General features: G+C 51.1%; 12 protein-coding genes. 10 read left to right on the top strand and 2 right to left on the bottom strand.

The genetic code is table 11. The features are described 5' to 3' along the window. The first annotated feature begins 193 nt into the window (after positions 1-193). The 4 genes from lolB (at position 194) to dauA (ending at position 4,570) form a co-directional block, all read left to right on the top strand. On the top strand, positions 194-817 hold the full coding sequence (gene lolB, locus D9734_RS04550) for a lipoprotein insertase outer membrane protein LolB (RefSeq protein ID WP_130205669.1): 624 nt from the start codon (positions 194-196) through the stop codon (positions 815-817). Further along, positions 817-1,668 (top strand): 4-(cytidine 5'-diphospho)-2-C-methyl-D-erythritol kinase, encoded by an 852-nt coding sequence (gene ispE / locus D9734_RS04545; RefSeq protein WP_130205667.1) that lies wholly within the window; start codon positions 817-819, stop codon positions 1,666-1,668. The genes lolB and ispE overlap by 1 nt, the downstream gene beginning before the upstream one ends. A gap of 150 nt (positions 1,669-1,818) precedes the next feature. Then, positions 1,819-2,766, top strand: a complete 948-nt coding sequence (prs, locus tag D9734_RS04540) for a ribose-phosphate diphosphokinase (RefSeq protein ID WP_001298109.1) — start codon at positions 1,819-1,821, stop codon at positions 2,764-2,766. Between the two features lie 124 nt (positions 2,767-2,890). Continuing rightward, positions 2,891-4,570: a C4-dicarboxylic acid transporter DauA gene (gene dauA, locus D9734_RS04535; RefSeq protein WP_130205665.1), complete on the top strand. Its 1,680-nt coding sequence runs from the start codon at positions 2,891-2,893 to the stop codon at positions 4,568-4,570. 59 nt (positions 4,571-4,629) lie between these two features. Here dauA and ychH read toward each other — a convergent pair whose 3' ends face one another. Then, positions 4,630-4,908, bottom strand: a complete 279-nt coding sequence (gene ychH, locus D9734_RS04530) for a stress-induced protein YchH (RefSeq protein ID WP_064528711.1) — start codon at positions 4,906-4,908, stop codon at positions 4,630-4,632. Between the two features lie 277 nt (positions 4,909-5,185). On the opposite strand from ychH, the gene pth reads away from it, so the two are divergent. The 3 genes from pth to D9734_RS04515 all read left to right on the top strand — a co-directional run bounded on the left by pth (position 5,186) and on the right by D9734_RS04515 (position 7,344). Further along, positions 5,186-5,770, top strand: coding sequence for an aminoacyl-tRNA hydrolase (gene pth / locus D9734_RS04525; protein ID WP_000152933.1), 585 nt, complete (start codon positions 5,186-5,188; stop codon positions 5,768-5,770). A 116-nt stretch (positions 5,771-5,886) separates the two neighbouring features. After that, positions 5,887-6,978 carry a redox-regulated ATPase YchF gene (gene ychF / locus D9734_RS04520; RefSeq protein WP_000505866.1) on the top strand — a complete coding sequence of 364 codons (1,092 nt, stop codon included), beginning with the start codon at positions 5,887-5,889 and terminating at the stop codon, positions 6,976-6,978. Between the two features lie 189 nt (positions 6,979-7,167). Continuing rightward, positions 7,168-7,344, top strand: a complete 177-nt coding sequence (locus D9734_RS04515; RefSeq protein WP_165383448.1) for a hypothetical protein — start codon at positions 7,168-7,170, stop codon at positions 7,342-7,344. A gap of 37 nt (positions 7,345-7,381) precedes the next feature. Here the strand turns inward: D9734_RS04515 and dhaR are convergent, their stop codons facing one another. Continuing rightward, positions 7,382-9,301, bottom strand: coding sequence for a dihydroxyacetone kinase operon transcriptional regulator DhaR (dhaR, locus tag D9734_RS04510; RefSeq protein WP_130205661.1), 1,920 nt, complete (start codon positions 9,299-9,301; stop codon positions 7,382-7,384). 227 nt (positions 9,302-9,528) lie between these two features. Here dhaR and dhaK point away from each other — a divergent pair, with 227 nt between their 5' ends. From dhaK to dhaM, 3 genes are read left to right on the top strand one after another with little or no spacing between them, the layout of a single operon-like run. Then, positions 9,529-10,599 carry a dihydroxyacetone kinase subunit DhaK gene (dhaK, locus tag D9734_RS04505; protein ID WP_130205659.1) on the top strand — a complete coding sequence of 357 codons (1,071 nt, stop codon included), beginning with the start codon at positions 9,529-9,531 and terminating at the stop codon, positions 10,597-10,599. 10 nt (positions 10,600-10,609) lie between these two features. Then, complete coding sequence (gene dhaL / locus D9734_RS04500; RefSeq protein ID WP_130205657.1) at positions 10,610-11,242, top strand: dihydroxyacetone kinase subunit DhaL; 633 nt, start codon at positions 10,610-10,612, stop codon at positions 11,240-11,242. A gap of 10 nt (positions 11,243-11,252) precedes the next feature. Then, on the top strand, positions 11,253-12,671 hold the full coding sequence (dhaM, locus tag D9734_RS04495; RefSeq protein WP_130205655.1) for a dihydroxyacetone kinase phosphoryl donor subunit DhaM: 1,419 nt from the start codon (positions 11,253-11,255) through the stop codon (positions 12,669-12,671). Positions 12,672-12,703: the final 32 nt, after the last annotated feature.

Genomic DNA, 12,703 nt, shown 5'->3' with positions numbered 1-12,703 from the left:
ACGTTGATATGGTTAGTCTACTCGCATCATACAGGATGCGCGGGATCAATAAAAGAGAGCGCCCCCTTTTGGAGTAATTGCCTAAACCCGTTAGATTCTGGCAATTAAGACAACTTGAACATAGACGATGGCTGACGGTAACGCTAGCATTAAGGGTTATAACTGCAACGTATCTCAAGGACTTGTCATTATTATGCCCCTGCCCGATTTTCGCTTTATCCGCCTGCTACCGCTGGCTGCTCTCGTGCTCACGGCCTGTTCCGTTACGACGCCGAAAGGTCCGGGCAAAAGCCCGGATTCGCCACAGTGGCGTCAGCATCAGCAAGACGTGCGCAACCTGAATCAGTACCAGACACGCGGTGCGTTTGCCTATATTTCTGACCAACAAAAAGTGTATGCCCGTTTCTTCTGGCAGCAAACTGGCCAGGATCGCTACCGTCTGCTGCTGACTAACCCATTGGGCAGCACTGAGCTGGAGTTGAATGCCCAGCCGGGTAATGTGCAGTTAGTGGACAATAAAGGCCAGCGTTACACCGCCGATGACGCCGAAGAGATGATTGGCAAATTGACCGGAATGCCGATTCCGCTCAACAGTTTGCGCCAGTGGATTTTAGGTTTGCCAGGTGATGCAACCGACTACAAACTGGACGACCAGTACCGCCTGAGCGAAATTACCTATAGTCAGAACGGTAAAAAATGGAAAGTGGTATACGGCGGTTATGACACTAAAACGCAACCTGCGATGCCTGCCAATATGGAACTCACCGAAGGCGGTCAGCGCATCAAGTTAAAAATGGATAACTGGATAGTGAAATAATGCGGACTCAGTGGCCCTCTCCGGCAAAGCTTAATCTGTTTTTATACATTACCGGTCAGCGTGCGGACGGCTACCACACGCTGCAAACGCTGTTTCAGTTTCTGGATTACGGCGACACTATCAGCATTGAACTTCGCAACGATGGGGAAATCCGCCTGTTAACGCCAGTTGAAGGTGTGGAACACGAAGATAACCTGATTGTTCGCGCGGCACGGTTGTTGATGAAAGCAGCCGCCGCCAGTGGGCGTCTTCCGAAAGGAAGTGGTGCAGATATCAGCATTGACAAGCGTTTGCCTATGGGTGGTGGTCTGGGCGGTGGTTCATCCAATGCCGCAACAGTTCTGGTAGCTTTAAATCATCTGTGGCAATGCGGACTGAGTGTTGATGAGTTGGCAGAAATCGGTCTGACGCTGGGCGCAGATGTTCCGGTTTTTGTCCGTGGTCATGCTGCTTTTGCCGAAGGGGTCGGCGAAATATTAACGCCGGTGAATCCACCAGAGAAATGGTATCTGATTGCGCACCCTGGCGTGAGTATTCCTACACCAATGATTTTTAAAGATCCCGAACTCCCGCGCAACACGGCGAAAAGGTCAATAGAAACGTTGCTAAAATGTGAATTCAGCAATGATTGCGAGGTTATCGCAAGAAAACGTTTTCGCGAGGTTGATGCGGTGCTTTCCTGGCTGTTAGAATACGCCCCGTCGCGCCTGACTGGGACAGGGGCCTGTGTCTTTGCTGAATTTGATACAGAGTCTGAAGCCCGCCAGGTGCTAGAGCAAGCCCCGGAATGGCTCAATGGCTTTGTGGCGAAAGGTGTCAATCTTTCCCCATTGCACAGAGCCATGCTTTAAGCCGGGCAAGCTGAGTTTCGGTGACAACGTCACCTTGTTCCAGACGTTGCATCGCGCTCTTTAATACACCGCCTGGAAAGAATATTGCCTGGCCCGCACAGTTTTCGGCAGATTCTTTCCACCAATGGACGCATGCCTGAGGTTCTTCTCGTGCCTGATATGAAGCTTTTTGCTGGTAACGCCACCCCGGAACTAGCACAACGTATTGCCAACCGCCTGTACACTTCACTCGGCGACGCCGCTGTAGGTCGCTTTAGCGACGGCGAAGTCAGCGTACAAATTAACGAAAATGTACGCGGTGGTGATATTTTCATCATCCAGTCCACTTGTGCCCCTACTAACGACAACCTGATGGAATTAGTCGTGATGGTTGATGCCCTGCGTCGTGCTTCCGCAGGTCGTATCACCGCTGTTATCCCCTACTTTGGCTATGCGCGCCAGGACCGTCGCGTCCGTTCCGCTCGTGTACCAATCACTGCGAAAGTGGTTGCAGACTTCCTCTCCAGCGTCGGTGTTGACCGTGTGCTGACAGTGGATCTGCACGCTGAACAGATTCAGGGTTTCTTCGACGTTCCGGTTGATAACGTATTTGGTAGCCCGATCCTGCTGGAAGACATGCTGCAGCTGAATCTGGATAACCCGATTGTGGTTTCCCCGGACATCGGCGGCGTTGTGCGTGCCCGCGCTATCGCTAAGCTGCTGAACGATACCGATATGGCAATCATCGACAAACGTCGTCCGCGTGCGAACGTTTCCCAGGTGATGCATATCATCGGTGACGTTGCAGGTCGTGACTGCGTACTGGTCGATGATATGATCGACACTGGCGGTACGCTGTGTAAAGCTGCTGAAGCTCTGAAAGAACGTGGTGCTAAGCGTGTATTTGCGTACGCGACTCACCCGATCTTCTCTGGCAACGCGGCGAACAACCTGCGTAACTCTGTAATTGATGAAGTCGTTGTCTGCGATACCATTCCGCTGAGCGATGAAATCAAATCACTGCCGAACGTGCGTACTCTGACCCTGTCAGGTATGCTGGCCGAAGCGATTCGTCGTATCAGCAACGAAGAATCGATCTCTGCCATGTTCGAACATTAATCGAACCCGGCTCAAAGACCCGCTGCGGCGGGTTTTTTTGTCTGTAATATCCATTTGTATGACCTATGCCTCCTTCACCTGCCATTTAGTTGACAGATGATGCGCTCACGGATGAAACATTATTGTGAACAAAATATTTTCCTCACATGTGATGCCTTTCCGCGCTCTGATCGACGCTTGCTGGAAAGAAAAATACACTGCCGCACGGTTTACCCGTGACCTGATTGCCGGGATAACCGTTGGGATTATTGCTATTCCTCTGGCGATGGCGTTGGCAATTGGCAGTGGTGTGGCTCCTCAATACGGTTTATATACCGCTGCCGTTGCGGGGATTGTCATAGCTCTGACGGGTGGGTCGCGCTTTAGCGTTTCCGGTCCGACTGCAGCATTTGTAGTAATTCTCTATCCCGTTTCGCAACAGTTTGGACTGGCAGGCCTGCTGGTTGCGACGTTGTTGTCGGGGATCTTTTTGATCCTGATGGGTCTGGCGCGCTTTGGTCGTCTGATTGAATATATTCCGGTTTCCGTCACCTTAGGTTTTACCTCGGGTATCGGGATCACCATCGGTACCATGCAGATTAAAGATTTTCTCGGTCTGCAAATGGCTCATGTCCCGGAACATTATCTACAAAAAGTCGGCGCATTATTTATGGCGCTGCCGACCATTAATGTGGGTGATGCTGCGATTGGTATCGTGACACTGGGCATTCTGATTTTCTGGCCACGTTTGGGTATTCGTTTACCTGGTCACCTTCCGGCCTTGCTGGCTGGTTGCGCGGTGATGGGGATTGTTAACCTGCTTGGCGGACATGTTGCTACCATCGGGTCGCAATTCCACTACGTTCTGGCCGATGGTTCTCAGGGTAACGGTATTCCGCAACTGCTGCCGCAACTGGTGCTGCCGTGGGACCTGCCTAATTCAGAATTCACACTAACCTGGGATTCTATTCGCACTCTGCTGCCTGCGGCATTCTCAATGGCAATGCTCGGGGCAATCGAATCTCTGCTCTGCGCCGTCGTACTGGATGGTATGACCGGGACTAAGCACAAGGCGAATAGTGAACTGGTCGGTCAGGGGCTGGGGAATATCATCGCTCCATTCTTTGGTGGTATTACCGCTACTGCTGCCATCGCACGTTCTGCCGCTAACGTCCGTGCTGGGGCAACTTCCCCTATCTCGGCGGTGATCCACTCTATTCTGGTTATTCTCGCCCTGCTGGTACTGGCACCACTGCTCTCCTGGCTGCCGCTTTCCGCCATGGCGGCCCTGCTGTTGATGGTGGCGTGGAACATGAGTGAAGCGCACAAAGTGGTCGACTTGCTGCGTCATGCGCCGAAAGATGACATCATCGTCATGCTGCTGTGTATGTCACTGACCGTGCTGTTTGATATGGTTATTGCCATCAGCGTGGGGATTGTTCTGGCATCGTTGCTGTTTATGCGCCGTATCGCCCGTATGACTCGTCTGGCGCCGGTGGCAGTAGACGTTCCTGATGATGTGCTGGTCTTGCGTGTTATTGGCCCGCTGTTTTTCGCGGCGGCTGAAGGTCTGTTCACCGACCTGGAATCACGTCTGGAAGGAAAACGGATTGTTATTCTGAAGTGGGATGCCGTTCCGGTGCTTGATGCCGGTGGTCTTGATGCGTTCCAGCGTTTTGTGAAGCGCCTGCCTGAAGGGTGTGAACTGCGCGTGTGTAACGTGGAATTCCAGCCTCTGCGTACAATGGCCCGATCCGGTATTCAACCGATTCCGGGACGTCTGGCGTTCTTCCCGAATCGCAGCGCAGCGATGGCTGATCTGTAAGAAAGGCATTAAATTGACCAGTCAGCGCAAACTGACTGGTCAGCAAACTACTTTAGTTGTTAGCTATGACGGCGATTATCGCTACGGCGGCAACGTTTGTCATAGTGGCGAACCCACCAGTAACGGTCGCACACCTGTTCATGCCCGCCAACACGGGCTCCCGCCAGCCAGAGAATGGCACCGACGAAAATACTCAGCACTGCACCGTGTGCGAAATACTGGGGCATATCAAACTGTGGTAATTGGTTGAGGATTGAATACCCCACGCCGACCACCATCACCACCAGACCCAACCCCATAAGCACGTTACCGAGTAACGAAGCGTTTTTGCGTTTCATGTGTCACCTCCGGAACTTTCTGGGTTGTAACAGGGAATACCCCTCTTCCTTATGTGTAAAGTATAGACAACACCCTGTGGCTTATGTGCGGGCGTGATCACAATTACAACCCTTATTTCAACAAAACTTTACAAATAACCGTCTGAACACCTTGACTTTCTAATAGTCGATACTGGCAATTATTATGTTATCTGCGTTTAACACGCTGTTTTTTGTCAAGCGGGGCCGCAACCAGTAAACTACGCGCCAGTTATGTACTCACTCAGGACAAAAAAACGTGACGATTAAATTGATTGTCGGCCTGGCGAACCCCGGCGCTGAATACGCCGCAACGCGACATAATGCTGGCGCCTGGTTCGTTGACTTACTGGCGGAGCGTTTACGCGCTCCCCTGCGCGAAGAGGCTAAATTCTTTGGTTATACCTCGCGAGTTACCCTCGGAGGCGAAGATGTCCGCCTGTTAGTCCCGACTACATTTATGAATCTCAGCGGCAAAGCCGTCGCAGCGATGGCCAGTTTTTTCCGCATTAATCCGGACGAAATTCTGGTTGCTCACGACGAACTGGATCTGCCTCCGGGCGTCGCCAAATTTAAATTGGGCGGTGGCCACGGTGGTCACAATGGACTGAAAGACATCATCAGTAAATTGGGTAATAACCCTAACTTTCACCGTTTACGCATAGGAATCGGTCATCCGGGCGATAAAAACAAAGTTGTCGGGTTTGTGTTAGGCAAACCACCTGTTAGTGAACAGAAGTTAATTGATGAAGCCATCGACGAAGCGGCGCGTTGTACTGAAATGTGGTTTACAGATGGTTTGACCAAAGCAACGAACCGATTGCACGCCTTTAAAGCGCAATAAGTCGTTGTCTGCGGCATTTTTGCCGAGTGCCGTGTATAATAGGCAAAGTTATTTCCATTTCTGCAATCTGTTTGTGATAACAGGTTGATTATTAAGATATTAAGGTGATTTAAATCATGGGATTCAAATGCGGTATCGTCGGTTTGCCCAACGTCGGGAAATCTACCCTGTTCAACGCGCTGACCAAAGCCGGTATTGAAGCGGCCAACTTTCCATTCTGTACCATCGAGCCGAACACGGGCGTCGTACCAATGCCTGACCCTCGCCTGGATCAACTGGCTGAAATCGTAAAACCGCAGCGTACGCTTCCCACGACCATGGAATTTGTCGATATCGCCGGTCTGGTAAAAGGCGCGTCGAAAGGTGAAGGTCTGGGTAACCAGTTCCTGACCAACATTCGTGAAACCGAAGCGATCGGCCACGTTGTTCGCTGCTTTGAGAATGACAATATCATTCACGTTTCCGGCAAAGTTAACCCGGCGGACGATATTGAAGTTATCAATACCGAACTGGCGCTGGCGGATCTCGACACCTGCGAACGTGCGATTCACCGCGTACAGAAGAAAGCCAAAGGTGGCGATAAAGACGCGAAAGCCGAGCTGGCGGTACTGGAAAAATGCCTGCCACAGCTGGAAAACGCAGGCATGCTGCGCGCGCTGGATTTAAGCGCTGAAGAGAAAGCGGCGATTCGTTACCTGAGCTTCCTGACGCTGAAACCAACGATGTACATCGCCAACGTCAACGAAGACGGTTTTGAAAACAACCCGTATCTTGACCAGGTGCGTGAAATCGCGGCGAAAGAAGGTTCTGTTGTGGTTCCGGTTTGTGCTGCTGTTGAAGCTGACATTGCCGAACTGGACGACGAAGAACGTGACGAGTTTATGCAGGAACTGGGGCTGGAAGAACCGGGCCTGAACCGTGTGATCCGTGCCGGTTATAAACTGCTGAACCTGCAAACTTACTTCACCGCTGGGGTGAAAGAAGTGCGCGCATGGACCATTCCGGTTGGTGCAACTGCACCACAGGCTGCTGGCAAAATCCACACCGATTTTGAAAAAGGCTTTATCCGCGCACAAACCATCTCGTTTGAGGACTTCATCACTTACAAAGGTGAACAAGGTGCGAAAGAAGCGGGCAAAATGCGTGCAGAAGGTAAAGACTACATCGTTAAAGATGGCGATGTGATGAACTTCCTGTTCAACGTCTAATTCCGCGTAATATCCTGGCGGTTAATAACGAGCCATTATGTGAGTCGCACATAATGGCTTTTTTACGCCTGCTACGCTGCTTCTTTCAATTCTGAGTTACCGAAACCCATAATCAGACTCCTGGCAATATTAACAATGCGGCTTTTATGTGATAACAATCACAGTGCATTAACCGTTCAAGAGTTTGTCATGAAAAAAACATTTACCTTCAGTCTGTTAGCAATTGTCTTTGCGAGCCTGTTAAGTGCTTGTGTTCCTCACCATCATCACCGCCACAACGATGGCCCGCGAGGTCCTGCGGCTTCCGGTAAGCCAATGCCACCTTCAAATGGTGGGCCAAATCATGGCAGTCATGGTCGCTATTAATTAGCAAGTCATACGCGGGAGAGTGCCTACTTTCCCGCTATCCACGGCGCTTAAACTGACTCGCATCAATGCCGTATTGCTTCATTTTTCGCCACAGCGTAGTGCGACCAATCCCGAGTAAAACCGACATTTCCTGAATACGTCCGCCAGTAACCTGGGCCGCGTTAATAATCGCTTCTTTTTCAACTTCCGCGAATGACAGACTGGTAGAAAGGCGTGTAGCGCTGGCATCATCTGTCGCCTGTTCAGTAAACAGGTGTTCCGGCAAATCACTGACACGAATGCGTCCGTTTTCGCTACTCAGCGCAAGATTCTCGATGACGCTGTAAAGTTCAAAATCATTGCCAGGCCATGCGCAAGAAACCAGGCGAGTAAGCGCATCGTCATCAATTTTCAGACGCGTAGAGAAGCGTTTTTCAAGACTGCGTAATTTGTTATTCACCAGCGCCGGAATACTGTCGCGCCGCATCCGCAAAGGAGGGATGGTAATTTCAAATGCATGAAGCGCGTAATAAAGCTGGCGACTAAAGCGATTCTGCTCCACCAGCATCGCCAGATCCGCTGTTGTAGTGGCAATCACTTTGACATCAATGGGTATTAAACGCCGCGCATCCAGTCTTGTGATGACGCCTTGTTTGATGACCTGGAGCAACGCAGACTGTAACTCTGCCGCCAGATATTCAATCTTTTCAAGGAACAACGTGCCGCCATGTGCCAGTTCCAGCCGACTCAGACGACCATTTTCATTCTCCGTGCGATCGCCACCAATAAATTCTTCCGCCAGCGCCGCATCGCCATATAACTCGCAATTAACCGCGATATAGGGACCCGCCGCACGCTCGCTTTCATTGTGAATGGCCTGGCTTAACAGTGCTTTGCCAACGCCTTCTTCTCCACAGAGTAGCACCGGGAAACTGCTGCGCGCCGCCTGGCGGCCAAAATGGATCAACCGGCGGGTTTGCGGATCGTCCTGTGGCATATGAGCAAAGGTATGGCTGACTTTTCCTAATTGACTGGTCATCAACTGCCGCATCTGTTCTACCGGATGGAGCAACAGAATAAAGCTGGTCCCTTGCGTTTCAATTATCGGTTTAAGGGTAATGACCGCATCAATAAACTGGTGCTGACTTTCAAAAGTCGCTTCCACATGTTTGAGGGGATGAGCTTGCTTTATTGCCTGTTGCAATACGGTTGGTAGCGTTAATAGCTCAGTGATCGCCCTTCCCTGACTTGCCGTCGCGTCCAGACACAAAACACGCGCCGCCTGGGCATTGATAAATTGCAAATTACCCTGCTCATCCCAGCTAATCACGCCATCGTCCATACTTTCCAGCAAGGCGTTAAGCTGATTTAAATGCCGGTTTGTTTCAGCCAGTAAACTGTCTGTCAGCAGTAAATTTCCTACCTCGCGCGCAATTGCCAGCGTCAACGGCAAATCGGCTGCGGTGGTTTGCTCAACCGGACATGCCAGCGCTATCGTTCCCGTTAATCGGCCCTTGCTGTCAAACAGTGGCGTTGCGCAAAATGCCCAATCCCATAGCGCCTGCTTGAAATGTTGATCGGCCATCGTTTTCACTGCCTGACCGGAGATAGCCGCTAACGATAGCGCACAAGTACCAATAATTCCCTCTGCGCAATACGTGCCGTCATTGAATCCCAGGACACTAAGCTGGTGCAACGTTTGCGGATCGCCATAACGACTAAGGATGCAGGCGGTTTCATCAAGGATGAACAGTCCGCACGCCCGCGATTCCATATATTCCCAGGCATCTTCCAGTGCCGCTTGCCCGAGAGCAAGCATCGCTTCCTTACGCCGATAGATAGAAGCAAATGTCACGCCCCGAGCCTGATGCGGTACGCTCCATGACTCCCGTTTCATCAGCTTGCGGCATCGCTCCCAGGATGCTGCTATCAAGGGAGATACGCTCTGTTGCTGGTTGTTAAAACCGTCATTCATATTTGCTGCCCTTATGACAAAAAGGTGTTCCGCATCGCAAATTTACTTATCCAGATTCGGCATTGTTCCGTTATGGAACATTTATTAAAGCATATGTTTCATTATGAAACATAATTTGGGTTAATTTTCTTTTCCCTTCCCTGATGCACAATGGATTTACCGGCAGTCAGTGGTCGCCGTGTCGTTGAACATCATCCATGCCCTACCCTAATTGCTGGAGCAAAATAATGAAAAAATTGATCAATGATGTGCAAGACGTACTGAACGAACAACTGGCGGGACTGGCGAAAGCGTATCCTTCGCTGGCACTGCATCAGGATCCGGTGTATGTCACCCGAGTCGATGCGCCAATTGCAGGAAAAGTGGCGTTATTGTCGGGCGGCGGCAGCGGACACGAACCCATGCACTGTGGTTATATTGGCCAAGGTATGCTCTCGGGGGCGTGTCCGGGCGAAATTTTCACCTCACCGACGCCCGATAAAATTTTTGAATGTGCCATGCAAATCGATGGTGGCGAAGGTGTACTGCTGATTATCAAAAATTATACCGGCGATATTCTTAACTTCGAGACAGCGACCGAATTACTGCACGATAGTGGCGTAAAAGTGACCACCGTGGTCATTGATGACGACGTTGCAGTAAAAGACAGTCTTTATACCGCCGGGCGGCGCGGCGTTGCCAATACAGTATTAATTGAAAAAATTGTTGGCGCAGCGGCAGAACGCGGCGACTCGCTGGAGGCTTGTGCACAACTGGGGCGTAAGTTGAACAATCAGGGCCACTCTATTGGTATCGCCCTCGGTGCCTGTACCGTTCCTGCTGCAGGCAAACCTTCTTTTACGCTGGCAGATAATGAAATGGAATTTGGTGTCGGCATTCATGGTGAGCCGGGTATTGACCGCCGCCCCTTCTCCTCTCTTGATCAAACTGTCGATGAAATGTTCGACACGCTGCTGCAAAATGGCACATACCACCGCACGCTGCGCTTCTGGGATTATCGACAAGGTAGCTGGCAGGAAGAGACGCAAACTAAACAACCGCTTCAGTCTGGCGATCGAGTGATTGCGCTGGTCAACAATCTTGGCGCGACACCGCTTTCTGAACTGTATGGCGTCTATAACCGCCTGACCACGCGTTGCCAGCAAGCTGGCTTGACTATCGAGCGCAATTTAATCGGCGCGTACTGCACCTCACTGGACATGACCGGTTTTTCCATCACCTTACTGAAAGTTGATGACGAAACGCTGGCGTTATGGGACGCCCCGGTCCACACCCCGGCGCTTAACTGGGGTAAATAAGGAGATAACCATGTCACTGAGCAGAACTCAAATTGTTACCTGGCTCACTCGCTGTGGAGAAATTTTCAGCAAAGAGAGCGATTATCTTACCGGGCTGGATCGTGAAATCGGCGACGCTGACCACGGGCTAAATATGAATCGTGGCTTTAGCAAAGTGGTGGAAAAACTCCCTGCCATCGCGGATAAAGACATCGGTTTCATTCTCAAGAATACCGGCATGACGTTGCTTTCCAGCGTCGGCGGTGCCAGCGGCCCACTGTTCGGTACGTTCTTTATCCGTGCGGCACAGGCAACTCAGGCACGTCAAAGCCTGACGTTGATAGAGCTTTATCAGATGTTCCGTGATGGCGCAGACGGCGTAATCAGCCGGGGGAAAGCAGAACCCGGCGATAAAACCATGTGCGATGTCTGGGGGCCGGTGGTTGAGTCGTTACGCCAGTCCAGTGAGCAAAACCTTTCTGTTCCGGCGGCGCTCGAAGCCGCCAGTAGCGTCGCGGAATCCGCCGCACAAAGCACGATTACGATGCAAGCCCGCAAAGGCCGCGCCAGTTATCTCGGTGAACGCAGTATTGGTCACCAGGATCCTGGTGCAACCTCCGTGATGTTTATGATGCAAATGTTGGCGTTAGCCGCAAAAGAGTAAGGAATTGGTGATGGTAAACCTGGTCATAGTTTCACATAGCGCCCGACTGGGAGAAGGTGTCGGTGAATTAGCTCGCCAGATGTTAATGGGCGATAGTTGTAAAATCGCCATTGCCGCAGGAATTGACGATCCGCAGAATCCCATCGGTACAGATGCCGTCAAAGTGATGGAAGCCATCGAATCCGTTGCCGATGCCGACCATGTGTTGGTCATGATGGATATGGGTAGTGCGTTATTGAGTGCAGAAACCGCACTGGAATTGCTGGCGCCAGAGATCGCCGCGAGAGTACGTTTGTGCGCTGCACCGTTGGTCGAAGGAACGTTAGCAGCCGCCGTTAGCGCAGCCTCGGGAGCGGATATCGACAAAGTCATCCATGACGCCATGCATGCGCTGGAAGCCAAACGAGAACAACTGGGTTTACCATCATCCGCTACTGAAATCTCCGACATATGCCCCTCGCACGATGAAGAAGCCCGTTCTCTGGCAGTGGTGATTAAAAACCGTAACGGACTCCACGTCCGTCCAGCCTCCCGACTGGTCTATACCTTATCGACATTTAATGCAGACATGTTGTTGGAGAAAAACGGTAAGTGCGTAACACCGGAGAGTATTAACCAGATTGCGCTGTTACAAGTCCGCTGTAACGATACGCTGCGCCTGATTGCAAAAGGGCCAGAGGCTGAAGAGGCGTTAGCCGCTTTTCGCCAGTTGGCTGAAGATAACTTTGGTGAAATGGAAGAGATAGCACCGCCAACTCTGCGTCCAGTTCCGCCTGTCACAGGCAAAGCCTTTTATTATCAACCTGTTTTATGCACAGTACAGGCAAAATCATCACTGAGCGTGGAAGAAGAACAGGAACGGTTACGCCAGGCAATTGACTTCACGTTGTTAGATCTGATGACGTTAACGGCAAAGGCAGAAGCAAGCGGGCTCGACGATATCGCAGCAATTTTTTCCGGCCACCATACACTATTAGACGATCCTGAACTGCGGGTAGCGGCAAGCGAACTCCTTCAGCATGAACATTGCACGGCGGAGTATGCCTGGCAGCAGGTTCTTAAAGAACTTAGCCAGCAATACCAGCAGATTGATGATGAATATTTGCAGGCTCGCTATATTGATGTGGACGATCTTCTGCATCGCACCCTGCTCCACCTGACACAGACAAAAGAAGAACTCCCTCAGTTTAGCGCGCCGACCATTTTACTGGCGGAGAACATTTATCCCTCCACGGTACTTCAACTGGATCCGACAGTCGTTAAGGGCATCTGCCTTAGTGCCGGAAGTCCGGTATCCCACAGCGCTCTAATTGCCCGTGAACTGGGTATTGGCTGGATTTGTCAGCAGGGAGAGAAGCTGTATTCGATTCAACCTGAAGAGACGCTAACGCTGGATGTAAAAGCACAATGCTTCAGGCATCAGAGTTAAATTAGATTTGTCTGTCAGTTCGCAGAAAAAGA

It is taken from the genome of Escherichia sp. E14S1 (assembly GCF_004211995.1).
Taxonomy (GTDB): Bacteria; Pseudomonadota; Gammaproteobacteria; order Enterobacterales; family Enterobacteriaceae; genus Escherichia.
This window is presented reverse-complemented; position numbering and strand designations above follow the sequence as displayed.